The sequence below is a fragment of the Xanthomonas phaseoli pv. dieffenbachiae genome (genome assembly GCF_008639345.1).
GTDB lineage: Bacteria > Pseudomonadota > Gammaproteobacteria > Xanthomonadales > Xanthomonadaceae > Xanthomonas > Xanthomonas phaseoli.
Map to the genome: position 1 here is coordinate 423,396 of NZ_CP041380.1, position 25,977 is coordinate 449,372.

Here is a 25,977-nt window from a genome sequence, read left to right on the forward strand (position 1 = left end):
CTGCCTCCGCCCGTCGTCCCTGCTATGGCCTTCTACTCTCCTGGTTATCGATGACACCGCAATGACAGTGTGCCGGCGGCGCCCATTCACGATCTGCCCATTGGCCCGCTGCTAGCCTGCGGACATTCCCCTCACGGCATCGGCAGCGCGCATGGCCCCGTCCCACTGGCGTCTGATCCTCAACGGCAAGTCCACCGATAATCTGGACCTGCGTGAGGCAGTGGGAACGCTGCGCGAGCGCGGCATCCAGCTCGATGTGCGGGTCACCTGGGAAGACGGCGATGCCGAGCGCTACGTGGGCGAGGCGGTGGCCGATGGCGTGCACACGGTGGTGGCCGCTGGTGGCGACGGCACCCTGAGCGAAGTGGCCGCCGCGCTGGCGCACCACGAAGGCGATGCGGCCACGCTGCCGTCGCTGGGCTTGGTGCCGCTGGGCACTGCCAACGATTTTGCCACCGCCGCCAACGTCCCGATCGTCCCGCTGGAAGCGTTGAACCTGATCGCCGAGCGCGTCGCGCAGCCGGTCGACCTGCTGCGGATCGACGCCGACCATGGCCCGCACTGGTGCGCCAATGTGGCCAGCGGCGGCTTCGGTACCCAGGTCACGGTGGAAACCGACGAAGGCCTGAAGAAAATGCTCGGTGGTCTGGCCTATCTCATCACCGGCATGTCGCGGCTGGGCCGCATCGACCCGATCAGCGCCCGCTTCAGCGGCCCGGAGTTCAGCTGGGAAGGCGAATTCATCGCACTCGGGCTGGGGAACGGGCGCCAGGCCGGTGGCGGCCAGGCGCTGTGCCCGGAGGCGCTGATCGACGACGGCCTGCTCGATGTCACCATCGTCCCGGACCTCGACGGCGAGGTGGCTGCCACCCTGGGCACCCTGGTCACCGGCGGCAAACAGGCCGCGCTCGAACGCGTGGCCGTGCGCGCCCGCGTGCCGTGGCTGGAAATCGTGTCCCAGCAACCGCTGACCTTGAACCTGGACGGCGAACCGGAAACCTCGCGGCACTTCCGCATCGAATGCGTCCCGGCGCGGCTGCGGATGCATTTGCCTGCCGACTGTCCGTTGGTCGGTGGGTGAGTGCGGGGAATCGGGAGTCGGGAGTCGGGAGTCGGGAATGGGCAATCGGGAATCGGGAATCGGGAATCGGGAATCGGAAGAGCGTGATCGGCCCGCGCTGATGTGCGGTCGTCCGGTTGATGCATGCGCGCGAGCCCATGCAGTGCCATGCCTCCACCATGAACGAGTCCGGTAGACCCGGACAATCGCATGCCAACCCAAGCGGCGCCGGCTCAACGACGGCTAAAGGGGGCGCTGCGGCTCAGCGGAGCAACGATCGGCGCAACGCTCCGGCTAAAGCGGAGCAGCGCTGCGGCTGAAACGGAGCGACGATTGGCGCAACGGGTTGGCTGCAGCTCAGACGAAGTAGGGCGGCAGAAACGGAGCAATGACAAGCACGCGGCCCTAAGCCCCTCTCCCGCCGGGAGAGGGGTTGGGGTGAGGGTCCCTGCGCCGACACTGGTGCCGCTGCCACGACCCAGGCCGCACGGGAAATCAACCCGTGCAGCGCGCAACACCCGACGCCTGTCGCCAACCGCAGGTTATTCGTGCCAGATATCAGCCGGTGCGCAAGGCTACGTCCGCCAACCCCCTTCCGTGCTTCGCATTCCGAAGCGCGTTGGCCGCGGCCTGCTGCCCTCGGCCGACACTTGCGCTACAGTACTCGCGTGTCCCGCCTGACGACTCCACGCTCCTTCTCTTCCGCTCGCCGCTGGTGGCGATGGTGGCCCGTTGCCGTCGTCCGCCCCGCCACAGAGTCCCGGAAGGAAAGTCGTCTTGATCACTGCAGAGCAGTTCCAGCGCCAGGCCGCTGAAGGTCACACCCGTATCCCCGTTGTCCGCGAAGTGCTGTCCGACCTGGACACGCCGCTGTCGGTCTATCTGAAGCTCGCCGACGGCGCCTACACCTATCTGTTCGAATCGGTCGAAGGCGGGGAGCGCTTCGGGCGCTACTCCATCATCGGCCTGCCGGCGCGGCGCGTGTACAGCTTTCGGGGCCACACGCTGGAGGTCAGCGAACACGGTGAAGTCGTCGACACCCGGCAGGTCGCCGATCCGCTGGCCGAAGTCGATGCGCTGCGCGCCGAACATTCGGTGCCACAGCTGGATGGGCTGCCCGGTTTCACCGGCGGGCTGGTCGGCTGGTTCGGTTTCGAATGCATCCAGTACATCGAGCCGCGCCTGGGCAGCGGCGACAAGCCCGACGAACTCGGCACGCCCGACATCCTGCTGATGCTCTCCGAAGAGCTGGCGGTGTTCGACAATCTCAAGGGCCGTCTGTACCTGATCGTGCATGCCGACCCGCGCCAGCCGCAGGCCTATGTGCGCGCCAACCGGCGCCTGGACGAGCTGGCGCATCGCCTGCGCCAGGGCGGCGCCGGGTATCCGCAGGCGCAGATTTCCGACGCCATCGACGAAGCGGACTTCCATTCCTCGTTCACCCGCGAGCAGTACCACGCCGTGGTGCGCAAGGCGCAGGAATACGTGCGCGCCGGCGATATCTTCCAGGTGGTGCCGTCGCAGCGCCTGCGCGTGCCGTTCCGCGCGCGCCCGGTGGATGTGTATCGCGCGCTGCGTGCGTTGAACCCGTCGCCGTACATGTATTTTCTCGATGTCGGCGGTACCCAGGTGGTGGGTTCGTCGCCGGAAATTCTGGCGCGCCTGCGCGATGGCGTGGTCACTGTGCGCCCGATTGCCGGCACCCGCCCACGCGGCGCAACGCCCGAACTGGACAAGGCGCTGGAAGAAGAATTGCTGGCCGATCCGAAGGAGCGCGCCGAGCACGTGATGCTGATCGATCTGGGCCGCAACGATGTCGGGCGCGTGGCCGAACCGGGCACGGTCAAGGTGGGCGAGCAGTTCGTGATCGAACGCTATAGCCATGTCATGCACATCGTCAGCGAAGTGACCGGCACCTTGAAGGCCGGCCTGAATTACAGCGACGTGCTGCGCGCCACCTTCCCGGCCGGCACCGTCAGCGGCGCGCCGAAGATCCGCGCGCTGGAAATCATCCGCGAACTGGAGCCGGTCAAACGCAATGTGTATTCCGGTGCGGTCGGCTACATCGGCTGGCATGGCGATGCGGATACCGCCATCGCCATCCGCACGGCCGTCATCCAGGACGGCTATCTGTATGTGCAGGCCGGCGGCGGCGTGGTCTACGACTCCGATCCCGACCTGGAATGGCAGGAAACCATGAACAAGGGGCGCGCGCTGTTTCGCGCGGTGGCCCAGGCGGCCAAGGGCCTGTGATGGACGGGCAGGGTAGCGCGACCCGCATCAGCTTTCGCAACGACTACAGCGAAGGCGCGCATCCGCGTCTGCTGCAGGCCTTGGCGCAGGCCAGCGCCGAGCAGCACGCCGGCTACGGCACCGATCGGCACACCGCGCGTGCGGTTGCGTTGATCCGCAATGCAGTCGCGCAGCCGCAGGCCGACGTGCATCTGCTGGTCGGCGGCACGCAGACCAATCTGATTGCGATCAGCGCGTTCCTGCGCCCGCATCAGGCAGTCATCGCCGTGGACGCGGCGCATATCGCCACGCACGAAACCGGCGCCATCGAAGCGACCGGGCACAAGGTGCTCACCGTGCCGGCGCTGCACGACAAGCTGACGCCTGCATTGATCGCGCCGGTGCTTGCGGTGCACAGCAACGAACACATGGTGCAGCCGCACCTGGTCTACATTTCCAACAGCACCGAAAGCGGCACGATCTATACTCGCGCCGAACTCGAAGAATTGTCTGGCTTCTGCCGCGCAAACGATCTGCTGCTGTACCTGGATGGCGCGCGCCTGGGGGCGGCGCTGACCGCCGATGGCAACGATCTGGATCTGCCCACCATTGCCGCGCTCGCCGATGCGTTCTACATCGGTGGCACCAAGAACGGCGCGCTGCTCGGCGAAGCGCTGATCATCGTCAATCCCGCATTGCAGGCCGATCTGCGTTACCTGATCAAACAGCGTGGCGCATTGCTGGCCAAGGGTATGGTGCTCGGTTCGCAATTCGCAGCGTTATTCGAAGACGGCCTGTTCTTCGAACTGGCCGCGCACGCCAACGCCATGGCGCAACACCTGCGCGCGGGACTGCTGGCCGCTGGCGCGCAGTTCACCAGCGATTCGCCGACCAATCAACAGTTCATCGCCGTCAGCGCGCAACACGCTACGCAGCTGGCACAACGCTACGACTTCGAGCGCTGGGAAGTGCGCACCGATGGCAGTCAGGTGATCCGCTTCGTGACCTCGTGGGCGACCACGCCCGAGGCGGTGGATCGCCTGTGTGCGGATTTCGCAACACTGCATCGCAGCGTGTACTGAGCATGCACGCCATTCACCCAAGGAGAGGACACATGAAGCAACTGACGCGTTGGATGCTGGTGGCGTTATGCGCATTGCCGCTGCTTGCTGTGGCGCAGGTCAACAGTCTGCCATCGCAGCCGCATTTGCTGGTGAAGGGGCAGGCGGAAAGAACGGTCATGCCCGACCGCTTTTTCGTAACGATCAACTTTCGCGCAGTGGACATGCAGCCAGAACTTGCACGCAGGCGCATCCAGACGGCTGCCGAACAGATCCTCGCCGCCTTGAAGACGCATCATGCCCTCAAGGACAGTATCGAAGCTTCGTCGCTGCAGATACAACCGTTCTATTCCTATGTGCCGGATGGCAGGCAAAAGTTTGAAGGCACTGAAGTCAAGCGTGGAATCGGTGCGGCATTCCAGTCGCTGGAAGATGCACGGCAGTTTCTCGGTGAAATGAAAACGAGCAGCGAGATTCAGCTATCGGGTATCAAGACGTCCTACAGCAAGGAGGCCGAGATACGTGCGCAACTCAAGCGCGACGCCGCTGACCAATCGCGCAAATCGGCCGCCGAACTTGCCAAGGCGTATGACGTCAGGATTCAGGGGCTTTACACGATTTCCGAGGTCGCTCCGAACTTCGCCTACGGCATTCAGGCAGGCAGTTGGCCGATGCAGGTCGTCAATGTCTCCGGATCGCCGGCGCCGCCAGCGCCTGTTGCTGATCGAAGTGCAGTGGTCGAGTCACTCGAAGCCAGCAGCATCACCCTTACCGAAAACATCTATGCGGTCTTCCTGATCGCGCAATGAGTCCTTATGCCATGCTGCTGATGCTCGACAACTACGACAGCTTTACCTACAACCTCGTGCAGTACCTGCAGGCGCTGGGCGCCGAGGTCACGGTGGTGCGCAACGACGCCATGAGCGTCGACCAGGTCGCCGCGCTCAAGCCCGAGCGCATCGTCATCTCGCCCGGTCCCTGCACGCCCAACGAGGCCGGGATTTCGCTGCAATTGATCGAGCAGCTGGGTCAGACCACACCAATCCTGGGCGTGTGCCTGGGCCATCAAAGCATCGGCCAGGTCTACGGTGGCGATGTGATCCGTGCCGGCAACATCATGCACGGCAAGACTTCGCCGATTCGCCATGAAGGCAAGGGCGTGTTTGCCGGACTGCCGGACAGCTACGAGGCCACGCGCTATCACTCGCTTGTTGTGGACAAGACCACCTTGCCGGACGCACTGGAAGTCACCGCCTGGACCGAAAATCCGGATGGTTCGATGGAAGAGATCATGGGCCTGCGCCATCGCCAGTTTCCGGTCGAAGGCGTGCAGTTCCATCCCGAATCGATCCTGACCCAGCACGGACATGCCTTGCTGAAAAACTTTTTGCAGCGTTGATTGCGATGCGTCTTTGCCACCGTGACGTAGCGCACTGCGGCATCGGTGCAACGACATGCGAAATCGCAATGTCGCCCGACGCGCGCCGTGCCGCGCACCGTGTTTGAACACCGCGCCACCTTCCACAGCATCCGGATCACGATGAGCACACCCGACGACAGCATCCATTTCTACGAGCCGACGCAGGGTCACGGGCTGCCGCACGATCCGTTCAACGCCATTGTCGGCCCGCGTCCCATCGGCTGGATCGGCTCGCGCAGCGCCGAGGGCATTGCCAATCTGGCGCCGTACAGCTTTTTCAATGCGTTCAACTACGTTCCGCCGATCGTCGGCTTTGCCAGCATCGGTCGCAAGGACAGCCTGCGTAATATCGAAGCCACCGGCGAATTCACCTGGAATCTGGCTACCCGGCCGTTGGCAGAAGCAATGAACGCCAGCGCGGCGATGGTGCCTGCGGAGGTCGATGAATTCGATCTGGCAGGCCTGCAGGTGGCGCCATCGCGCCTGATCGCTGCACCACGGGTCGCTGCCAGTCCAGTCAGTTTCGAATGCCGGCTCAGCCAGCTGCTGCCGCTGCAAACCGCTGCCGGTCACGCCATCCAGACCTGGTTGGTGCTGGGCGAAGTGGTCGGCGTGCACCTGGCCAGGTCGGCGCTGCACGAGGGCATCTATGACCCGGGTGCAGTGCAGACGATTCTGCGCGCAGGCGGGCCGGCCGATTACTACGAAGTGCAGCCGCAGGCGCGTTTTCGCATGACACGTCCAGGCCAATGATCGTCGCCGCTGCAACGGCAGGCGCGTCGCCTGGCGCTTGCGCTTTCCTGCACTGATCGCGCGCGTCGCAAGCCGCCTGCGTCTCCATCCATCACGTTCTGCCACGGTTGTTTCCATGCCCATCACGCCGCAAGAAGCCCTGCAACGCACCATCGAACACCGCGAAATCTTCCACGACGAAATGGTCGAGTTGATGCGGCAGATCATGCGCGGCGAGGTCTCCGACATGATGGTCGCGGCCATCCTCACCGGGTTGCGGGTCAAGAAGGAGACCATCGGCGAAATCGCCGGTGCGGCCACGGTGATGCGCGAGTTCTCGCGCCGCGTGGAGGTGAGTGATCGCAGGCACATGGTCGACATTGTCGGTACCGGCGGCGACGGTTCGCATACCTTCAACATCTCCACCTGCGCCATGTTCGTCGCCGCTGCCGGCGGTGCCAAGGTCGCCAAGCATGGCAATCGCAGCGTCTCGTCCAAATCCGGCAGTGCCGACGCACTGGAAGCATTGGGTGCGGTGATCGAGCTGCAGCCCGAGCAGGTTGCCAGCGCATTGGCGCATACCGGCATCGGCTTCATGTATGCGCCAGTGCATCACCCGGCCATGAAGGTGGTGGCGCCGGTGCGGCGCGAAATGGGCGTGCGCACTATCTTCAACATCCTCGGGCCGCTGACCAATCCGGCCGGCTCGCCGAACATCCTGATGGGCGTGTTCCACCCCGACCTTGTCGGTATCCAGGCGCGCGTCTTGCACGAGCTCGGCGCCGAACGCGCATTGGTGGTGTGGGGGCGTGACGGCATGGACGAGCTCTCGCTGGGCGCCGGCACGCTGGTTGGCGAATTACGCGATGGCCAGGTGCGCGAATACGAAGTGCACCCGGAAGATTTCGGCATTGCCATGTCGGCCAGCCGTAACCTCAAGGTGGCCGACGCTGCGCAATCGCGCGCGATGCTGCTGCAGGTCTTGGACAACGTGCCCGGCCCCGCGCTGGATATCGTGGCGCTCAACGCCGGTGCTGCGTTGTACGTGGCCGGCGTTGCCCACAGTATTGCCGACGGCGTGCTGCGCGCACGCGCGGTCATCGCCGACGGCTCCGCGCGCGCGCGGGTGGACGCCTATGTCGCCTACACCCGCCAGCTCGCCGTGCAATCCTGAGCCATGCCGGCAACCGCCACGCAACGGCCATCACCCGCCAGCATCCTCACAGTCGCGCTGGCATGCTGCGTGCTGGCGCGCAGCCGCACGCCGGTGCGGCCGTCTTGACCGATAATGCCCGCCCGCCAGGACCCGATACGATGAGCGACATCCTCAACACCATTCTTGCCCGCAAGGCCGACGAAGTCGCCGAGCGCAGTGCGCGCGTGCCGCTGGCCGAGCTGATCGCGCGCAGCGCCGACCTGCCGCTCACGCGCGGATTTGCAGCTGCCATGCAGGCCAGCATCGCCGCCGGCGACCCGGCCGTCATTGCCGAAGTGAAGAAGGCCAGCCCGTCCAAGGGTGTCATCCGGCCGGATTTCCAGCCGGCCGATATCGCGGTCAGCTACGAATTCGGTGGCGCCACCTGCCTGTCGGTGCTCACCGATGTGGATTTTTTCCAGGGATCGGATGCCTATCTGCGCCAGGCGCGCGATGCCTGCACGCTGCCGGTGCTGCGCAAGGATTTCACCGTCGACCCGTATCAGGTCTACGAAGCCCGCGTGCTCGGCGCCGACTGCATCCTGCTGATCGTCTCCGCGCTGGAAGACGCCCAACTGGCCGATCTATCGGGCCTGGCCATGCAGCTGGGCCTGGACGTGCTGGTGGAAGTGCACGATATCGACGAGCTCGAGCGTGCGGTGCAGGTGCCGGTGCCATTGATCGGCATCAACAACCGCAACCTGCGCACCTTCGAAGTGACGCTGCAGACCACGTTGGACATGCGTGCCGCGGTGCCGCGCGATCGCGTGCTGGTCACCGAGAGCGGCATCGTCACCCAGGCCGATGTGCACCTGATGCGCAGTCACGATGTGAACGCGTTTCTGGTCGGCGAGACCTTCATGCGCGCGGCCGAACCCGGCGAGTCGCTGCGTCAGCTATTCTTTGCGCATGACTGAGTCGTATCCCGTACCGCGCGAAGACGCACCGCTGGTGGTGTTCGACTTCGACCACACCTTGTACGACGGCGATTCCGGCAGTCATCTGTTTGCCTGGCTGATCAAGCGCAACCCGTTGCGCTTGCTGGTTGCGCTGTTAGCCTCGCCTATTCTCGGCCCGATGGTGGCGATGCTGCCAACCCGGCGGCGCGGCGTGTCCGGCTATGTGTGGATCGCCACGTTCGGCCTGCACCGCGCACGCGAGTTCAACCGTTTCATCGACGCATACGTGCTCAAGCATGAAGCGCAGATCCGCCAGCGCCTGCTCCCGCATGCCTTGAAGGTCTTCACCCAGCACCGCGCTGCCGGCGACCGTGTGGTGGTCGCCACCGGCGCACCACCGGAGTTGGCGCGCGCCATTCTCGGTTTCGTAGCCCATCAGGACGTGCCGGTGATCGGCAGCCTGGTCGGCCCGCGCCTGGGCGCAGTCACCGCGCGACGTCACTGCCATAACGAAGAAAAGATGCGCATGCTGCGCGAGCGCGGCTACGCCGATATCGCCATCGCCTACTCGGACAGCACCGCAGATCTGCCGCTCTTGAAGGCCGCGCGCGCACCGGTGGTGGTCAATCCCAAGGCCAATCGCGAAGCGCTGTTCCGCCAGGTACTGCCGACAGGCACGCCCATCCTCAACTGGGGTTGCCGCGACCGCGGCGGCAAGGCGCTGTAGGCGAGCGCACCATCCGGGCAGACAGGTCGTTTCGCGCGGAGCGAAACCATTGCGCAGTCCAGCTTGCGATTTCGAATCTGGGCATCGATGTGCGAAGGCAAACCGATGCGACCTGTAGCGCAACCAATTTCAGGATCGTGACGCAGTCGCGATGCAGATCGTGCGGTTCGACGGCTCGAAGACGCTCTTATAAGAGGTATCGCGCAGAAGTGTCACTGCAGGGGCGTGAAAGTGCCGATGTCGGCACCGTCGCGATCGCTTCAAACGGAGCCAAAACCGGCATGCAGCCAGTGCACATGGCACTGGCTGCACAGCGCCATCAGCGGGTGCCGTACAGCACGACGGTCTTGCCGCGGGCGTGCAGCAGGCCGTCGGCCTGCAACTTCTTGAGCACGCGACCGGCCATTTCGCGCGAGCACCCGACCAGGCGTGCCAGCTCCTGGCGTGAGACACGCAGCTGGGTGCCCTGCGGGTGGCTCATCGCTTCAGGCTCTTTGGCCAGGTCATGCAGCGTGCGCACGATGCGGTCGGTCACGTCGAGGAAGGCCAGGCGGCTGGCTTTCCTTGTGGTATCGAGCAGTCGTTTTGAAAGCTGAACACCGATCGCATACAGGATCTTCGGCGCATCCGGCGACAGGCTGGTCTGGAACAGCTGCTGCAGCCGCTCGTAGCTGATCTCGGCAAGCTCGCACTGGGTGCGGGTGCGCAGGATCACCTCACGGGTATCGGATTCGATGAATAACCCCATCTCACCGACGAATTCCCCGCTGCCGAAGTAGCCCAGCACCAACTCACGGTCGTCATCTTCCTCGGCGATGATGCTCACCGAGCCGCTGATCACGTAGTAGAGGGTGCCGGCCGGGTCTCCTGGCCGGAACACATCGGTCCGGGTCGGATAGCGCCTTCGGTGGCTGTGCGCCAGGAAACGCTCGATGGTGCCCGCGTCCAGCGCCAGGGAAGGGGTAGCGTTACGTACCGTCGTAGTGACAACCGTCGTATTTCCTGGGCTCATGGTAGTTCCGCGTGTGATTCCTGAAGCTTAACGGCATGAGTCATGCAAGGTAAACCACTCTTAACATCGGCATTTCGTTGCTGGGATCTTTGGCTCATAATTGACTCCTTTCCCGCTTTCCATAAGGACAGACCGACGTGGTCAAGCCGTTGCCTCGTCTGAGGCTACAGGGGTTCAACAACCTCACCAAGGCGTTGAGCTTCAACATCTACGACGTCTGTTATGCGCGTACCGAAGAGGAGCGTCAGCGCTACATCGAGTATATCGATGAGCAATACGACGCCGATCGTCTGACGCAGATCCTGACCGATGTGGCCGAGATCATCGGCGCCAACATCCTCAATATCGCACGTCAGGACTACGATCCGCAGGGCGCATCGGTGACGATCCTGATCTCCGAAGAACCGGTGATCGACAAGAAGCAGGCCGGCAAGGAGTTGATCTCCGATGCCGTGGTTGCTCATATGGATAAGAGTCATATCACTGTCCATACATATCCGGAAACGCATCCGCAGGAAGGCATCGCCACGTTCCGCGCCGACATCGACGTCGCGACCTGCGGCGTGATTTCGCCGTTGAAGGCGCTCAACTACCTGATCGAGAGTCTGGAATCAGACATCGTGATCATGGATTACCGCGTGCGCGGCTTCACGCGCGATGTGAAGGGCAAGAAGCATTACATCGATCACAAGATCAACTCGATCCAGCAATTTCTCGCCAAGAACGTGAAGTCGCGCTACGAGATGTTCGACGTCAACGTCTACCAGGAAAATATCTTCCACACGAAGATGCACCTGAAGGACTTCGACCTGGATCAGTACCTGTTCGAAGAGCGCGCCAAGAACCTCTCGTTCAAGGAGCGCATGAAGATCGAAACCCTGCTCAAGCGCGAAATCGAAGAACTGTTTCACGGACGCAACCTGAGCGAATAAGCGCAGGAGCCTCCTGTTGCGTGCTTGCTTGCAAGTGCGCAAACGCCACAAGGCGGGACGGCCCGCCACGCGACGACCTCGCGTTCCACAGCCGACGGCGGCCCAGTGTGCAAACACTGGGCCGCTTTTTTTTTGTCTGTTTTTTTCTGTGAGGAGTACTGCAATGCCCTGGATCCATCTGTTGCTGGCCGGCCTGTTCGAGATCGGCTTTGCCATGGGACTGAAATACAGCGACGGCTTCACTCGCCTGTGGCCGACCGTGCTGACCATCGGCCTTGCTGGCACCAGCCTGTGGTTTCTGACGCAGGCGCTGAAGACCATTCCGGTTGGCACCGGCTATGCGATCTGGACCGGCATCGGCGCCCTGGGCGTGACCATTGCCGGTATCGCGCTCTTCGGCGATAGCGCCTCTTGGTCGCGCTTGGCGTGCATCGGTCTGATCGTGGCTGGCGTGATCGGGCTGAAGCTGGTCGGGTAGTCAGTCCCCCAGCGTTTGCGGCGCAAACCCCGGACTCCGACTCGGAGTCTGCCTATCCCCACGCGCTCGGCCGTGCCTGCATCCGCAATGCGGGCACAGCCCCGGCGTTCGCTGCGCAAGCCTTGTGCCCCGACTCAAGGTCTGCTTCTAACCCACGCCTCCGGAGCGCGCCCTCGACAAAGGGGCCCTCCAGATGTCGTGCTGGGGAGGAATGGCTCGCTGTGTCGGGCGCACGGGGTGCGGTTAGATTCCGGTCGCCGGTCGCCGGTTCCCAGCGCCAATTTCCAATTCCCGACTAGAGGCGGTAGGCAACCGTCTTCATCAGCTTGGAGGCCAGGGCCATCGCGCTGGGGATCGGAGCGGGGAGCGGGCGGGCGCCGGCCTGCTCGGCCTGGTCTGCATGGCGGGCCTCGTCGATCTTCATCACGCGCAGGATGGCCCGGCTGCGCTGGTCGCTCTGGGGCAGGGTTTCCAGGTGCTCGTCCAGGTGCGCTTCGACCTGGCGTTCGGTCTCGACCACGAACCCCAAGCTCCAGTCGTCGCCGCGCAGCCCGGCCAGCGCGCCGAGCGCGTAGCTGCCGGCGTACCACACGGGGTTGAACAGGCTGGGGCGGCTGTCCAGCTCGTGCAGGCGGTCGGCGCACCAGGCCAGGTGGTCCGTCTCTTCCTGTGCAGCTTCCAGCAGGTGATGCTGGGTATGCACGTCGCGGGCGACGGCCGCCTGGCCAAAATACAGGCCTTGCGCGCACACCTCGCCGACATGGTTGATGCGCATCAGGCCGGCCGCGTGGCGGCGCTGCTCCGGGTCCAGAACGACGTCGGGTGTGTCGGCAGCAGGATTGGGGCGCTCGGCCGGCGGATTGCCGAAGACGGTATCCAGCGCGCGCTGGGCTTCGACCAGCAGCCGGTCGAGCGGACTATGCAGGCGGGTGGGGGAGATCTGGGTCATATGGCGATTCTGGCCCCGCTCCGCCGTGCTGCCAACCGCCATGGTGCAGTCGTTGCTGCAACTTGCGCCGCCGACGAACGTCCCGTACAATCCCGCCTCTTCTGTTTCGCCTTCACAACGCGTGGCAAAGTTCCAGTGGTCATCGGCCGCTGCAATCCGCCCGACCACTCAAGAGTTTTCTCATGACTACGTTCACCGCCAAGTCCGAGACCGTCCAGCGCGACTGGTATCTCGTTGACGCCGCCGGCAAGACGCTCGGCCGTCTGTCCACCGAACTGGCCCGCCGCCTGCGCGGCAAGCACAAGCCGGTTTATACCCCTCACGTCGATACTGGCGATTACCTCGTGGTGATCAACGCCGAGAAGATCGTCGTCACGGGCAACAAGCTGAAAGACAAGAAGTATCACCGCTTCACCGGCTACATCGGTAACTTGAAGACCGAGAGCCTGGAGCAGGCGCTGCAGCGCCACCCGGAGCGCGTGATCGAAATCGCCGTCAAGGGCATGCTGCCGAAGGGCCCACTGGGTCGCACCATGTACCGCAAGCTCAAGGTCTATTCGGGTGCCGAGCATCCGCACGCCGCCCAGCAGCCGCAAGTTCTGGATATCTAATCATGGCTATCACGCAAAACTACGGCACTGGCCGCCGCAAGTCCTCCACCGCTCGCGTGTTCCTGCGCAAGGGCACCGGCAACATCACCGTCAACGACCGTCCGCTGGACGAATTCTTTGGTCGTGAGACTGCGCGCATGATCGTGCGCCAGCCGCTGGAACTGACCAAGAACACCGAAAGCTTCGACATCATGGTCACCGCTTCGGGCGGCGGCACCACCGGCCAGGCCGGTGCGATCCGTCTGGGCATCGCCCGTGCGCTGGTCGAGTACGACGAAACCCTGAAGTCCGAGCTGCGCAAGGCTGGCTTCATGACCCGCGACGCTCGCGAAGTCGAGCGTAAGAAGGTCGGCCTGCACAAGGCCCGTCGCGCCACCCAGTTCTCCAAGCGCTGATCCATCGCGTCTGGCGCATCCCGGTTCGCCGGGATGCCTGCTTCAAAAGCCCGGCCATGCCGGGCTTTTGTCGTTTGGGATCCGGGTGTCCGCTCTGTACGAGCGCGTGGCCAAGATCGCTCTGGAAACTGAGCGCAATGCGCATGCGCGCCGTGCGTGATGTGCCGCCACCGGCACGGGGCAACAAAAAAGGCCCGATCTTTCGATCGGACCTTTTGTGTTTGGCTGCCCCGGATGGATTCGAACCACCGAATGCCTGAGTCAGAGTCAGGTGCCTTACCGCTTGGCGACGGGGCAATAAAACGTGTTGGTCCAAGATTATTGCATGCCGGTGAGGGCGTGAATACCTTGGTGGCTATGGGTGGACTCGAACCACCGACCCCAGCATTATGAGTGCTGTGCTCTAACCGGCTGAGCTACATAGCCTAGGGAGCCGGCAATTCTCACGATGCGCCGTGCTGTTGTCAAGCATTTCGTTTTCAGCTTGTGAGCCGGGCGTCGCCGTGGCAGAGTCGGTGGCAGTAGATTTTCAGGAGTCCGCATCGTGATCGATCCGGACGGTTTCCGGCCAAACGTCGGCATTGTGCTGATGCGGCAGGACGGTCAGGTGTTCTGGGCACGACGTGTGCGCAGGGACGGCTGGCAGTTCCCGCAGGGTGGCATGAACACCGATGAGACGCCCGTTGAAGCCATGTACCGCGAGCTGCGCGAAGAAACCGGGTTGTTGCCCGAGCATGTGGAATTGCTCGGCGCCACGCCTGGCTGGCTACGCTATCGGCTGCCCAGCCGGGCAGTGCGCCGCAATGAGCGGCAGGTGTGTATCGGACAGAAGCAGGTCTGGTTCCTGCTGCAGTTCACCGGCGACGAATCGCATCTGAAGCTCGACCATACCGACACTCCGGAGTTCGACCATTGGCGCTGGGTGGATTTCTGGTATCCGGTCGAGCACGTGGTGATGTTCAAGCGCGGTGTCTATGCGCGCGCGCTGCGTCATCTGGCGCCGCTTGCGCAGAGCCTGGCCGGCTCGGCAGCAGTGGGTGCGATGCCCGAGCGTGCGCTGGAGGCGTGGTTGCCAGGCAGCAGCGCGGCGGGGCACGACAGCCCACGCAAGCGGCCACGCAAGCGCAACGGGGCTCGCGCGTTGCGGATTAATAATGATTAACGGATGGAATTGACACCTATTCTCGTTTGCGGTGCAATCAGCTCCGGTCCTTTCCGGATCGTCAACGTCCGACCGATACTGTGTACGTCTGCATCTGTAATGGGGTCACCGACCACCAGATCCGCGAAGCGGCCGAGAATGGCTGCGCGAGCCTTGCCGAACTGACCATGCGCACCGGCTGTGGTTCCAATTGCGGCTCGTGCCTGGAGATGGCGAGCGATCTGTTGAACCAGGCACATGCCACGCGCGCATTGCCGTTGCCGCTCTTGGGGCTGGCTAGCGCTGCCTGAGGCAGGAACTCGGGACCGAGGTCCCGACGATGGCTGGTCCGCGATGTCCACGCGGTACCTGATGCCAGGTGTATCTGCCGGCCGGCACCGCCGATGCCAGTAGCATTCTGCATCTGGTGCCAGCTGCAGCGAAGTGGTCGCCCGTAGACGGACGGCACACGAATGCAGTCGGTTGCCCCGCCTGATCTGTCGTGGCAGCTGGCAGCTGGCAGCTGGCAGCGGCCAGGCGCCTGGCATCTCCTTGCAGCGCGCGGCGCGTCCCGCAACTGATCACGATTCGCGTTCCTTCATGCCCTGCGCCAACGCGCTAAAGTGCGGCCGGCTCACTGTCTCGGAGACATCGCATGAAGGGCGATACCAAGGTCATCGAGTACCTCAACAAGGTGCTCTACAACGAACTCACTGCGATCAACCAGTACTTCCTGCACGCCAAGATGCTGAAGAACTGGGGCCTGAAAGAACTGGCCGAGCATGAGTACAAGGAATCCATCGACGAGATGAAGCATGCGGACAAGCTGTCCGATCGCATTCTGTTTCTCGAAGGTCTTCCCAATTTCCAGGCCTTGGGCAAGCTGCGCATCGGCGAGAACCCCACCGAGATGTTCCGCTGCGATCTGGCCCTTGAGCGCGAGGCGGTTGTCGTGCTGCGCGAGGCGGTGGCGTATGCGGAGACCGTCAAGGACTACGTGAGCCGCCAGTTGCTGGTGGACATCCTGGAGTCCGAAGAAGAGCACATCGACTGGCTGGAAACCCAGCTGGACCTGGTGGCGCGCATCGGCGAGCCGAATTACCTGCTGACCAAGCTGGACGACTAAACGCGCCTCTGGTCGGGGTTGTCTTGTCTGGCCCTGACTAGCGGGTACGCGGTGCTGCTGCCGGTCGGTGTTCTCAGCGATTGTTCGCTGATGGTGTGCTTCTACAGATTCTGTTGCCGGGTGAGCGCGCGGCTTCGTCCGTACCCTCACCCCAACCCCTCTCACGCAGGAGAGGGGCGCTGGTGCCCTTCCGGGAATGGAGAGGCTTGAGCATCCTTGCGTGTGAGAAGGCGTTGAGTATCAGGGCGATTTGAGCATCTTCTGTGGCCGGGTGAGCGCGCGCGGCTTTGCCCGTACCCTCACCCTAACCCCTCTCCCGCAGGAGAGGGGCGCTGGTGCCCTTCCGGGAATGGAGAGGCTTGAGCGTCCTTGCGTGTGAGAAGGCGTTGAGCATCAGGGCGATTTGAGCATCTTCTGTGGCTGGGTGAGCGCGCGCCGCTTTGCCCGTACCCTCACCCCAACCCCTCTCCCGCAGGAGAGGGGCTTTGGTGCTCTTCCGGGAATGGAGAGGCTTGAGCGTCCTTGCGTGTGAGAGGCGTTGAGCACCAGGGCGATTTGAGCGTCGCGTTAACGACTGCAGATGCTCGGTGCACAGAGGCCAGATGGTCGGCATAGCGCTGTCGGCGCTTGCTTGGTGACGCTTGCTCTCGGCGACGTTCCCATTCCTGGTGATGCTTGCTCGATGATTCGCCGCTCTTGTGGGTGGCGGCCTGCAGGCGCGCCAGCAGCCTGGCAGGACGACGACGCGCCGCCAGATGTAGCGATGATCCCGGATCCGCTCACCGAGCTGTCAGGGCAACCGTGGCCGCATGGCGTTCGTGGTCAGGGCGGCTCTACCCAAGCGTGTGCGCGGTCCGGATTACATCCCTAAGCAGTTCGAAGCAGGTGACGGCGCCGGGTTTCTTCTGATGCTTCGACAGCGCTGATTGCGATTACGGATTTGCGGTGCTGGCGGTGGCTTGCAGGCGGGCGACCTGGCCTAGCAGCGCCAGGCGGGCGCGGGCGTATTCGGCGATGACCAGGGCGACCATCACCGAGGGGCGTTCGATGGTGCCGGTGCGGGCGGCCAATTCGATGCGCCGGGCCGCGTTGGACACCGCCTGCGCACCGACGTTGGCGCTGGAAGACTTGAGGGTGTGGGCGAGGTCGCGCAGCTGCATGCTGTCGCGGTTGGCGGCGGCCGCTTCCAGTTGTTCGATGATCAGCGGTGCGTCTTCCAGGAACAGCTGCAGGATGGTGATGGTGTCCGCGCCGGCCACTTCGTACAGCTCGTCGATCACGCTGTTGTCCAGGATCGGCAGTGCGCGTGCCTGCGCAGCGGCGCTGGCGCTTTCGGGATCGTGGGTTGCCTGGCCGGCGCTGCTTGGGCCGGGCAGCAGCGCCTGGCGCGGCAGCCAGCGCTGCAGACAGGCGTCGAGCTGTTCGCGTGCGACCGGCTTGGAAAGATAGTCGTCCATGCCGGCGGCCAGGCAGCGTTCGCGGTCGCCGGCCATGGCGTTGGCGGTCATGGCCACGATCGGGATCGGGCGGCCGCCGCTTTCGGTTTCCATGGCCCGCCAGCGCCGAGTGGCGGCGTAGCCATCCAGCACCGGCATCTGGCAATCCATGAACACCATGTCGTAGCGGGTGGATTCCATGCTGGCCAGTGCGGCTTCGCCATCGGTGGCGGTGTCGGCCTCGAAGCCAAGTACGGCCAGCAGCTTCTGCGCGACCAGCAGATTCACCGGGTTGTCTTCGACCAGCAGGATGCGCACCTCGCGCGCATTGGCCATCGGTGGCGGCAATGGCTCGGGGATCATCGCCGCCGCCAGCGTGGTGACGTGGGCGGGCTTGGGTTCGGGCGGCAGCACCAGGGCGCGCAGGGTTTCGTCCGGGCTCTGGCGCGGCACCAGGGTGGCATGATCCTGCAGTTCGGCCGGTACCGGTTCTTCGCCGTACAGCCAGATCAGCCGCGCGCTGTTGGCGTTTTCCGGGCGGGCGAGCGCGCGGTGCACCGCGCGCGCGCTGTAGCGCAACGTGTCGTGGTCGGCGATGACGCAGCGGAAGCCTTCGCTGTCGCTGTGCCGGCGCACGCGTTCCAGCGCTTCCTGGGTGGTTTCCATGAGCACGTGCGACACCCCCCAGCTGTCGAGCAGGCGCTTGAGGCGTTGCGACAGGCGCGCGTCGGAGCTGATCACCATCACGCGTGCGGCGTCGGCGCCGCTGGCTTGCTGGAGGTCGCCGATGACCTTGAGCAGCGGGATTTCGAACCAGAAGGTGGAGCCGCGCCCGGGTTCGGATTCCACCCCGATGCGACCGCCCATCAGGTCGATGATGCGTTTGCAGATCGCCAGGCCCAAGCCGGTGCCGCCGTACAGCCGCGTGGTGGAGGCATCGGCTTGTGCAAAGGAGCGGAACAGGCGTGCCTGCTGGTCCGGGGCGATGCCGATCCCGGTGTCGCGCACCTGGAAGCGCAGCAGATGCTGGGCGCGCGTTTCGCCCAGGCGGCGCAGCTGGATATCGACGCTGCCGCGTTCGGTGAACTTGATGGCGTTGCCGATCAGATTGCCCAGCACCTGGCGCAGGCGGATCGGGTCGCCGCGCACCAGCAGCCGCACCGACGGTTCGATATCCAGGCTCAGGCGCAGCTGGCGGCCTTCGGCGGTGCGCTGGAGCAACTGGATGACGCCGTCGAGCAGCTCGCGCAGGTTGAAGGTGGTGATTTCCAGTTCGAGCTTGTTGGCCTCGAGCTTGGAGTAATCGAGGATGTCGTCGACGATGCGCAGCAGCTGCAGCGAGCTGCCGGTGGCGGTCTGCAGCATGTCGCGCTGATCAAGGCTGAGCTGGCCGCTGGAGATCAGCTCCAGCATCGGAATGATGCCGTTGAGCGGGGTGCGGATCTCGTGGCTCATGGTGGCCAGGAATTCGCCCTTGGCCAGGGTGGCTGCCTCGGCGGCCTGTTTGGCGCGCAACAGTTCCTGTTCGAGTTCGCCGTGACGCCGCAGTTCCTGCTGCAGGCGTTCGCGGGCCAGGTCGGCCTCTTCCAGGCGCTGTGCCAAGGCACGCTGCGCCTGTGCGGCCCGGTGGGCGGCAAGCGCGGCGCACAGCCCGCAGACCACCGCCAGCACTGCCGAGACCGCGCTGACCGCGCGCCAGGGGCCTTGCAGCGACGACCACTGCAGACCTGCGCCGAGGGCGGCCGCCAGCGCGGCCAGCACTGCCAAGATGCTCCAGGCGCGGAGACCTGCTGCCCGCTCTCTCACTCAGAGCACCGCGCTCGTGAAGTCGAAGTCCAGTTCCTTGCCGACGGTCTGCACCAGGTTGCCCTGGATGAAGTCCACGCCGCTCATCCACATCGCGGCCGCTGCCTGCGGATCTTCGATGCGTTGGCCGATGATCTGCAGGCCGCGCTGGTGGGCGATGTCGATGACGCCGCGCAGTTCGTCGCGTACCGCCGCATTGCCGTGCGCATCGGCGAAACGGTTGGCCATGCGCACGAAGCTCAGCGGCAACTGGGCCAACAGTGCATTGGCTTCGTCGCCGGGCTCGAACTGGCTGAGGCAGAACTGCACGCCGGCCGGCATCAACTTGGCGCAGAACTGCTCTACGGTGACGGCGTGGATCAAGGCATCGTCCAGGCGCAGATCCACGATCAGCGACTGGCCGGCCACGCCACGTTCGGCCAGTGCCTTGAGCAGCCAGTCGGCGAATGCGTCGCGCGCCAGCGTGCGCGGCGATTGCGACACGAACAGGCGCAGCGGCGGGCTGGCGTGCTGGTACAGGTGCAGCAGGCCCAGCGCATGGTCCATGACCTGCTGGTCCAGATCGGCGATGCGACCGGCGGCTTCTGCGGCAGGAATGACCTGGCCTGCCGAGAGCAGGGTGCCATCGGCCTGGCGCAGCCGCAGCAGCACCTGGTACTGCGCGGTGTCGCCGCCGGCCACGGCCACGATCGGTTGATAGGCCAGTTCCAGCTGTCCTTCGACCAGCCGCAGTTGTTCCTGCTGTTCGGCCTGGCTGGGCGCCAGGTAGGTCTGCACGCCGTCGCTGCGCAGGCGTGCCTGCAGCGCGGTGCGTTCGACCGCTTCCAGCGCGCTGCCGGTGTCGTCGAAGCCCAGGCCCAGCGGTGCCACGCCGATAGCGCAGCGCACATGCACGGATTCTTCTTCGCGCACCGGGAAGGCGTTGGCCGACAGCCGCTGGCGGATCTCCAGTGCCTGCTGTTCCAGGCTGGCTTCGGGCATCTCGACGGCCAGCAGCAGGAAGCTGTTGTCGTTCAGGCGCGCCAGCGGATAGGGCTGGGCGGCGCTGGCCAGGCGGTGCCCGGCCTGGGTCATCAGGCGCTCGTAGGCGGCATAGCCGTAGCGCTCGCGCAGACCGAGCGCACTGGCGATCTCGATGAAGAACAGGCCGCCGGACTGCTTGCGCTCCAGCGCGTCGGCGAGCAGGTCCATCACGTGGCCGCGGGTGGGCAGGCCGGTTTCCGGATTGCTGCGCACGCTGACCTGTTCGCCGACTTGCTGCAGCGCCTGCTGGCGTGCGCGGCGGATGCGGTTGGACACCGCAGCGATCAGATGGCGCGGGCGGATCGGCTTGGTGAGGAAGTCGTCGGCGCCGCTGTCGAGCACTTCGAACTGGCGCTCCGGGTCCGGGTCGCCGGTCAGGAACACGATCGGCAGCAACTGCTGACCGGGCTGCTGGCGGATCAGCGTGGTCAGGCGGATGCCGTCCAGCTCGGGCATGTGCAGATCCATCAGGATCAGATCCGGGTGATAGTCCTGGATCGCCTGCGGCACGCTGGCGGCGGTCATTTCGACCTGCGCATGCATGCCGGCGCCGTGCAGCACGCTCTGCGCAAACAAGGCCTGCGAGCGGTCGTCCTCGACGATGAGGACGCGGTAGGGCGCATCGGCGGCGACAGTGTCCTCGCCGTCGTGCGCCGCGGTGGGCGCTGCCGATGTGGGTGACGCCGTGGGCGCCGGTGCTGCGGCAACCCGTGCGCTGCCGCTGGCCGCCACCGCGCGCGGCGCCGCCACGGCCGCGGCCGGGTGGGCCGCCGCTGCCGTGGCAGGCGCAGGAATGATCGCCGCGCTCACCGGCACGGCGGTGTCGGCCGGCGACGCAACCTCATCGGCCCAGCGACGCCAGTGGTCGGCCGGCGGGGTCTCGGCGCGAAGTGGACGATTACGCGTGGCGGTGTCGTCACGCGTGGTGGAAGAAACCGGATCTCGGGCGGCCATCGATACTCCCTACAGTCGCTGTGATTATGCGATGAACTTCACGGTAGCGGGGAGCTGCGTGCAGTTGGCGTGGCGGCGGGGCGCATCGGCGCAACCAGCCGACGCATGCCGCGCCACAGCAATCGCCAGACCCACCACACCACCAGCCCCGCCAGCAGGCTGGAGCCCACCGCAAGACCCAGTGCCAGCCAGGGGTGCGCCAGTGCCAGTGCCAAGGCCGTGGTGGCGATGGTGTCTTCGGCCAGGGAGGCGACCCAGTTGCTGGCCGGTTCGGGCGAGGTGTTGAGCAGTGCGCGGGTGCCGGCCTTGAGCGTGTGGCTGGTGAGCGCCACGCCTGCACCGGCCGCCAACGCGCCTGCGCCCAGGTCGCCGTCGGGCGAGAGCGTTGCCGCGGCCAGGAAGGCACCGGCCGGCACGCGCGCCAGCGTCTGCAGCAGGTCCCAGCCCGAGTCCACGCCCGGAATCTTGTCGGCGAAGAATTCGGCCACCGCCAGCGCGCCGGAAGTACCCAGCACCCACCACGACTGCGCCGGATGCAGCGCCGGCGGCAAGTCGATCCAGCCCAGCAGGCCGGCCAGGCCGACGCCGAACACGGTGAGATAGACCCGGATGCCGGCCAGCCAGGCCAGCAGGATGCCGATCACGAACAGATGCGCTTGGCTCATGGCGCGGTTCCCTGCAAACAATTGCAGAACTATCGCAGAACTTTGGGATAACCGCCGGTCCAGCGCCAGCGCGACGATTGTCGGGGCTCTGGCACACTACGCCGCCCATGATTGCGCCGGCCCGTCCGGACCCGATGCCCATGAGACCAGCCGCACGCGTACAGATCGTCCAACGTGCCTCCGGCGGTGGCCGTTCTAGTGGCCGCTGGTGGTGGCTGGTGGTCGCCATCGTGTGGCTGGCGTCGCTGGGTGGGGTGTGGTGGATGGCCACCCGCACGGCCGCCCCGCGGCTGGTGGAGGCCGAGGCAGCGCTGCAGCAGGCGCGACGCAGCCAGGCCCAGCAACGTCGGCAGATCGAGCAGTTGCAGCAGCGCCAGGTCAATCTGGCGATGTCGGACAAGATCAGCCGCGCGGCCAATACCGAAGTGCAGGCCTCTCTGGCCGAGCGCGACGAGCAGATCGCCGCGCTGCGCGCCGACGTGGCGTTCTACGAGCGGCTGGTGGGCTCCACCGCACAGCGCAAGGGGCTCAACGCGCACTCGGTGCAATTCACCGCCGAAGCCGGCGGCACCTGGAATTACAGCGTGGTGCTGACCCAGAACCTCAACCGTGGCGCAATCAGCCAGGGCCAGCTGCGCTTTGCGGTGGAAGGCGTGCGCGCCGGCAAGCTGGTGACGGTGAGCTGGAACGAGTTGCACCAGAAGCCCGATGCTGCCGGGCAGCCGTACTCGTTCCGCTATTTCCAGCAGCTGGACGGTAGCGTGATCCTGCCGAAGGATTTCACCCCGCAACGTGTCAAAATCTCCCTGAGCGGCGATGGGGCGCCGGTCAGTCAGACATTCGATTGGAAAGTCGCCGGCAACGGCGCGGGGGAGTAGCTCATGTTCGGAAACAAGTCCAACCGTGGTGCGCAGACCGTGGTCGATACCTTGATCGGGCCGCAGGTGGTCATCCGCGGCGACCTGATGTTCAGCGGCGGGCTGTATGTGGAAGGCCGCATCCTGGGCAAGGTGATTGCCGAAGACGGCGCCAGCGCGACCCTGACGGTGGCCGAGCAGGGCAGCATCGAGGGCGAAGTGCGTGCGCCGGTGGTGATCATCAACGGCCAGCTGATCGGCGATGTGCATGCGGCCGAGCGGGTCGAACTGGCCGCCAATGCGCGCGTGCAGGGCAATGTGCATTACCAGGTGGTGGAAATGAGCGCCGGCGCACAGCTCACCGGGCGACTGATCCATGCCGCTACGGCCGGCGCAACCGCGGCGCTGCCAGCGCCGGAAGCCAGCCGTGCCGAGCCGGTCACGGCATTGCAGGCCGAAACCGCCGACGCCTGAGTGACGCATGCGCGGTGAATGCCGTGGCAGCCGATGCGGCGGCCTGGCTTGAAGTGGGGCCGTCTGGCCCCCATGCTGGCGCCATGAGTACGCTCGTTTCGCTTCCCACTGCCGCCCCGGCGCCGGACTACCAGTCCATCGGCCGGCCACTGAACTTTTCCGTGGCCGCTGCCGCCAAGGTGCGCGAGCTGATCCAGGAAGAAGGCAACGCCGACCTGGCATTGCGCGTGTACATCCAAGGCGGAGGGTGTTCCGGTTTCCAGTACGGCTTCGAGTTCGACGAGAACCGCGCCGAGGACGACCTGGCCGTGGCCACCGATGGCGTGACGCTGCTGGTGGATCCGCTGAGCCTGCAATACCTGATGGGTGCCGAGGTGGATTACACCGAGAGCCTCACCGGCGCGCAGTTCGTGATCCGCAATCCCAATGCGAAGACCACCTGCGGCTGCGGGAGCAGCTTCAGCGTCTGATTGCATCGGGATAGATGCGGATTGTTCGACGCATCTGGGTAAACGCGCATTGCTGGCGCCTAGCGCGTGTTCCTGTGGTGCATCTGTATTGTTGACAGGCTGATTGCCGAACGTGCGATCGATCGCGGCAGCGTTGCGCGCTGTGCGCTAGATGTTGACCCGCTGGCGATGCGGTGGGCGCGGCGCAGATGGCGGGACTGGCCGGGTTGGCTTGTTTGTCCGCGGTGTGCGCTGTGATGAGGGCGGTGCATCGCTTGCTGCGCGGCTGCAGCGCGTCGGGCAACTGCCGGCCGCCATCACCAGAATGCGGCCAATGCGAGCTGCGTAGCGCGCGAAGGGCGGCCGCTGGTCTGGCATGCGTGTGAGCGCCTTCACGTTGAGCAATGACTGCGGCAATCCTTCAGGACGATGGCAGCGCTGTGCGCCTTATAGAGACGCGTAAAACGGCGAACCGGCCGCGTAGTTGCGAGCCACGTGCGTCCTTCAAGGCGCCTGCGCCACGCGCGGCGCCGTAGGGTGCTTCAGTACGACGACAGCGCTGCAGCGAGTCGCTGGCTATCGATCGCGAGGCACGCACATGATTGCTTGGGTTGCGCCTGCACGCGCGCCTAACGCGCTACGACATTTTCAGCGCTGCAGGTTTCGCAGCGCGCGCGTCGGCTTCGTGCGTGAGTGATGGTGCATAGATCCAGATGACCATACTGCGTGCGTGCTTACCGCTGGCGCCACGATATGCGCGTTTTCTCCAGGCATTGCCGCTTGTCCACGCTGATCCACCGCAGGCGTGTGCGACACCGTGCTGATGCGCATGCCATGCGTTGCGTCGATTCCAAGCCGTTGCGCAGTGACCTCTCCCGCTCCTTCCGCACCTCGATCGGGCACCGGTACCGATCGAGTGCCGAGTGATTGCTGCGCGTCTGTTCCGTCCTTTCCCCAGAGAGCATCACTTCATGTTGCAGACCAACTCCCGATCGGTGTTTGGCCTGGCGGCCCTGTTGGGCATTGCCAGCGCAGTGTTTGCGCCCGGCGCGCAGGCCGCGCCCGCGCGCGGTACCTTGCTTGGACAAGCAGCGCTGACGCCTCGGTCGTTGCTTGACCCTGCAAGGGGTTTGCAGGTGCGGGCGTATCCCAGGCCCGCACCTGCATGGTTCTTCCCTGCCACCGCTGCAATGCATTGCCGTGATCATTGGCGAAGGTGCGTGTGCTGACATGGCCGCACCTGCGCGCGGTCCGGTGATGGGGCCGCGCGAGCTGCCGTGAACCACATCCATACCGGCGGCCAGCGCGGGCGGCGTCCGCGTCTGAACACGCACCGCAGGCGCGCTCGGTAGAGTGCGTGCGACGGTTGCAGGCGCTGCCGATTATCGTCAGGCTTGCGCCGATGTCAGAGTCTCTTTTTTCATCTTCCGGTTTTGCCTTCACCCACGCGCCGCTCGATCGCGGCGATGTGTTGCGTGACGATCCCGACGCCCTGGCGCGTCTGTGGCCACAAGGCCGTGTGCTGTTGATCGACGCCAAGGGCGCGGCGCTGGCCGATGCCGATGGCCAGCCGCTGCTGCTGGATGGCGCCGAACTGGGCGACGGGCCGGAGGCCGCGATCTTCCTGGGTCTGCGCGATGCGACGGGCTGGTTTTGTGTGCCGGCCGACAGCGTGCCGGTGCAGGCGCCGCAGCGCATCGATCTGCGCCAGGCCGCTGCCGACTGGCCTGCCGAGATCGCCACCGCCTTCGCCTATGCGCGCGCGATGTTGCACTGGCAGTCGCGTACGCGCTTTTGCGGCGTCTGCGGCGGTGCGATCGCATTCCGGCGCGCCGGCTTCATTGCGCACTGCACGCAATGCCAGACCGAGCATTACCCACGCGTGGACCCGGCCATCATCGTGGCGGTCAGCGATGGCGCGCGCTTGCTGCTCGGGCGTCAGGCCAGTTGGGCGCCAGGACGTTATTCAGTGATTGCCGGGTTCGTCGAACCGGTCGAGTCGCTGGAGCAGACTGTGGTGCGCGAAGTATTCGAGGAAACCCGCGTGCATGTGCAGGACTGCCGCTACCTGGGCGCGCAGCCGTGGCCGTTCCCGGGCGCGCTGATGCTGGGCTTCACCGCGCGCGCCGCGGCGACCGAGGTGCCGCAGGTCACCGGTGAACTGGAAGACGCGCGCTGGGTGAGCCATGCGCAGGTCAGCGCCGCGCTGGCCGGCGAGGGCGACATCGGGTTGCCGCCGCGGATCTCCATTGCGCGGGCATTGATCGAGCAGTGGCATCGTGCGCATGGCTGAGCCTGGCCGGCTGTTGCGGTGTTGCAGCGGCGCTCGCGTCCGCTCGGCTA

General features: G+C 65.1%; 25 protein-coding genes, 2 tRNA genes and 1 pseudogene. 21 read left to right on the plus strand and 7 right to left on the minus strand.

Annotated elements, in window-relative coordinates; genetic code table 11:
* Positions 1 to 151: 151 nt before the first annotated feature.
* The 9 genes from yegS to FLG15_RS01985 all read left to right on the plus strand — a co-directional run bounded on the left by yegS (position 152) and on the right by FLG15_RS01985 (position 9,326).
* Entirely contained in the window at positions 152 to 1,081 is a 930-nt protein-coding gene (gene yegS / locus FLG15_RS01940) for a lipid kinase YegS (protein ID WP_017157934.1), read from the plus strand.
* A gap of 756 nt (positions 1,082 to 1,837) precedes the next feature.
* Positions 1,838 to 3,313: an anthranilate synthase component I gene (gene trpE, locus FLG15_RS01950; RefSeq protein ID WP_017157933.1), complete on the plus strand. Its 1,476-nt coding sequence runs from the start codon at positions 1,838 to 1,840 to the stop codon at positions 3,311 to 3,313.
* The gene (locus tag FLG15_RS01955; protein WP_057658736.1) at positions 3,313 to 4,374 is read left to right on the plus strand and encodes a threonine aldolase family protein; all 1,062 of its coding nucleotides are present in this window, start codon (positions 3,313 to 3,315) and stop codon (positions 4,372 to 4,374) included. Before trpE ends, FLG15_RS01955 begins: the two co-directional genes overlap by 1 nt.
* 32 nt (positions 4,375 to 4,406) lie before the next feature.
* The gene (locus tag FLG15_RS01960) at positions 4,407 to 5,162 is read left to right on the plus strand and encodes an SIMPL domain-containing protein (RefSeq protein WP_057679781.1); all 756 of its coding nucleotides are present in this window, start codon (positions 4,407 to 4,409) and stop codon (positions 5,160 to 5,162) included.
* 11 nt (positions 5,163 to 5,173) lie between these two features.
* Positions 5,174 to 5,752 carry an anthranilate synthase component II gene (locus tag FLG15_RS01965; protein ID WP_057658733.1) on the plus strand — a complete coding sequence of 193 codons (579 nt, stop codon included), beginning with the start codon at positions 5,174 to 5,176 and terminating at the stop codon, positions 5,750 to 5,752.
* Positions 5,753 to 5,893: 141 nt separating this feature from the next.
* Complete coding sequence (locus FLG15_RS01970) at positions 5,894 to 6,526, plus strand: flavin reductase family protein (protein WP_057658901.1); 633 nt, start codon at positions 5,894 to 5,896, stop codon at positions 6,524 to 6,526.
* A gap of 115 nt (positions 6,527 to 6,641) precedes the next feature.
* A complete protein-coding gene (gene trpD, locus FLG15_RS01975; RefSeq protein WP_057658730.1) occupies positions 6,642 to 7,679 on the plus strand; it encodes an anthranilate phosphoribosyltransferase in 1,038 nt (345 codons plus the stop codon).
* A gap of 140 nt (positions 7,680 to 7,819) precedes the next feature.
* Positions 7,820 to 8,617: an indole-3-glycerol phosphate synthase TrpC gene (trpC, locus tag FLG15_RS01980; RefSeq protein WP_057658899.1), complete on the plus strand. Its 798-nt coding sequence runs from the start codon at positions 7,820 to 7,822 to the stop codon at positions 8,615 to 8,617.
* A complete protein-coding gene (locus FLG15_RS01985; RefSeq protein WP_007967853.1) occupies positions 8,610 to 9,326 on the plus strand; it encodes a haloacid dehalogenase-like hydrolase in 717 nt (238 codons plus the stop codon). The genes trpC and FLG15_RS01985 overlap by 8 nt, the downstream gene beginning before the upstream one ends.
* A 319-nt stretch (positions 9,327 to 9,645) precedes the next feature.
* Here the strand turns inward: FLG15_RS01985 and crp are convergent, their stop codons facing one another.
* Positions 9,646 to 10,338 carry a cAMP-activated global transcriptional regulator CRP gene (gene crp / locus FLG15_RS01990; protein WP_005914205.1) on the minus strand — a complete coding sequence of 231 codons (693 nt, stop codon included), beginning with the start codon at positions 10,336 to 10,338 and terminating at the stop codon, positions 9,646 to 9,648.
* Between the two features lie 137 nt (positions 10,339 to 10,475).
* Here crp and speD point away from each other — a divergent pair, with 137 nt between their 5' ends.
* Both speD and FLG15_RS02000 read left to right on the plus strand, forming a co-directional pair.
* Positions 10,476 to 11,270 carry an adenosylmethionine decarboxylase gene (speD, locus tag FLG15_RS01995; RefSeq protein WP_007967854.1) on the plus strand — a complete coding sequence of 265 codons (795 nt, stop codon included), beginning with the start codon at positions 10,476 to 10,478 and terminating at the stop codon, positions 11,268 to 11,270.
* 163 nt (positions 11,271 to 11,433) lie between these two features.
* Positions 11,434 to 11,748, plus strand: a complete 315-nt coding sequence (locus tag FLG15_RS02000; RefSeq protein ID WP_057658727.1) for a DMT family transporter — start codon at positions 11,434 to 11,436, stop codon at positions 11,746 to 11,748.
* Positions 11,749 to 12,043: 295 nt separating this feature from the next.
* Here FLG15_RS02000 and coq7 read toward each other — a convergent pair whose 3' ends face one another.
* Positions 12,044 to 12,697, minus strand: coding sequence for a 2-polyprenyl-3-methyl-6-methoxy-1,4-benzoquinone monooxygenase (gene coq7 / locus FLG15_RS02005; RefSeq protein ID WP_057679863.1), 654 nt, complete (start codon positions 12,695 to 12,697; stop codon positions 12,044 to 12,046).
* Between the two features lie 182 nt (positions 12,698 to 12,879).
* Here coq7 and rplM point away from each other — a divergent pair, with 182 nt between their 5' ends.
* Together rplM and rpsI are read left to right on the plus strand one after the other, a co-directional pair.
* A complete protein-coding gene (gene rplM / locus FLG15_RS02010) occupies positions 12,880 to 13,308 on the plus strand; it encodes a 50S ribosomal protein L13 (RefSeq protein ID WP_003483082.1) in 429 nt (142 codons plus the stop codon).
* A gap of 2 nt (positions 13,309 to 13,310) precedes the next feature.
* Positions 13,311 to 13,703 (plus strand): 30S ribosomal protein S9, encoded by a 393-nt coding sequence (gene rpsI / locus FLG15_RS02015; protein ID WP_003483085.1) that lies wholly within the window; start codon positions 13,311 to 13,313, stop codon positions 13,701 to 13,703.
* 222 nt (positions 13,704 to 13,925) lie between these two features.
* Here rpsI and FLG15_RS02020 read toward each other — a convergent pair.
* Positions 13,926 to 14,000, minus strand: a tRNA-Gln gene (locus tag FLG15_RS02020).
* A gap of 52 nt (positions 14,001 to 14,052) precedes the next feature.
* Positions 14,053 to 14,129: transfer RNA gene (locus FLG15_RS02025), tRNA-Met, on the minus strand.
* A gap of 118 nt (positions 14,130 to 14,247) precedes the next feature.
* Here FLG15_RS02025 and FLG15_RS02030 point away from each other — a divergent pair.
* The 3 genes from FLG15_RS02030 to bfr all read left to right on the plus strand — a co-directional run bounded on the left by FLG15_RS02030 (position 14,248) and on the right by bfr (position 15,970).
* Positions 14,248 to 14,865 carry an RNA pyrophosphohydrolase gene (locus FLG15_RS02030; protein WP_057679861.1) on the plus strand — a complete coding sequence of 206 codons (618 nt, stop codon included), beginning with the start codon at positions 14,248 to 14,250 and terminating at the stop codon, positions 14,863 to 14,865.
* Between the two features lie 80 nt (positions 14,866 to 14,945).
* Positions 14,946 to 15,155, plus strand: coding sequence for a (2Fe-2S)-binding protein (locus FLG15_RS02035; protein ID WP_039567454.1), 210 nt, complete (start codon positions 14,946 to 14,948; stop codon positions 15,153 to 15,155).
* A gap of 344 nt (positions 15,156 to 15,499) precedes the next feature.
* Positions 15,500 to 15,970 carry a bacterioferritin gene (gene bfr / locus FLG15_RS02040; RefSeq protein ID WP_017155002.1) on the plus strand — a complete coding sequence of 157 codons (471 nt, stop codon included), beginning with the start codon at positions 15,500 to 15,502 and terminating at the stop codon, positions 15,968 to 15,970.
* Positions 15,971 to 16,902: 932 nt separating this feature from the next.
* On the opposite strand, the gene FLG15_RS02045 is transcribed toward bfr, so the two are convergent.
* Genes FLG15_RS02045 through FLG15_RS02055 form a run of 3 tightly spaced genes read right to left on the minus strand, consistent with a single transcriptional unit; the run spans position 16,903 to position 21,854 of the window.
* Positions 16,903 to 19,173 carry an ATP-binding protein gene (locus FLG15_RS02045; RefSeq protein WP_057687067.1) on the minus strand — a complete coding sequence of 757 codons (2,271 nt, stop codon included), beginning with the start codon at positions 19,171 to 19,173 and terminating at the stop codon, positions 16,903 to 16,905.
* Between the two features lie 39 nt (positions 19,174 to 19,212).
* Positions 19,213 to 21,189, minus strand: coding sequence for an EAL domain-containing protein (locus tag FLG15_RS02050; protein ID WP_057678758.1), 1,977 nt, complete (start codon positions 21,187 to 21,189; stop codon positions 19,213 to 19,215).
* Between the two features lie 38 nt (positions 21,190 to 21,227).
* Positions 21,228 to 21,854: a DUF4126 domain-containing protein gene (locus FLG15_RS02055; RefSeq protein ID WP_104619798.1), complete on the minus strand. Its 627-nt coding sequence runs from the start codon at positions 21,852 to 21,854 to the stop codon at positions 21,228 to 21,230.
* Positions 21,855 to 21,994: 140 nt separating this feature from the next.
* Here FLG15_RS02055 and FLG15_RS02060 point away from each other — a divergent pair, with 140 nt between their 5' ends.
* From FLG15_RS02060 to nudC, 5 genes and pseudogenes are all read left to right on the plus strand, one after another.
* A complete protein-coding gene (locus FLG15_RS02060) occupies positions 21,995 to 22,732 on the plus strand; it encodes a DUF6776 family protein (protein WP_081022997.1) in 738 nt (245 codons plus the stop codon).
* A gap of 3 nt (positions 22,733 to 22,735) precedes the next feature.
* Positions 22,736 to 23,185: a bactofilin family protein gene (locus FLG15_RS02065; protein WP_017155954.1), complete on the plus strand. Its 450-nt coding sequence runs from the start codon at positions 22,736 to 22,738 to the stop codon at positions 23,183 to 23,185.
* Positions 23,186 to 23,268: 83 nt separating this feature from the next.
* A complete protein-coding gene (erpA, locus tag FLG15_RS02070; RefSeq protein WP_057678759.1) occupies positions 23,269 to 23,655 on the plus strand; it encodes an iron-sulfur cluster insertion protein ErpA in 387 nt (128 codons plus the stop codon).
* Positions 23,656 to 24,605: 950 nt separating this feature from the next.
* Positions 24,606 to 24,743: pseudogene (locus tag FLG15_RS23305) on the plus strand (alpha/beta hydrolase); the annotation flags it as partial.
* A gap of 293 nt (positions 24,744 to 25,036) precedes the next feature.
* On the plus strand, positions 25,037 to 25,927 hold the full coding sequence (nudC, locus tag FLG15_RS02080; RefSeq protein ID WP_150145451.1) for an NAD(+) diphosphatase: 891 nt from the start codon (positions 25,037 to 25,039) through the stop codon (positions 25,925 to 25,927).
* Positions 25,928 to 25,977 lie beyond the last annotated feature (50 nt).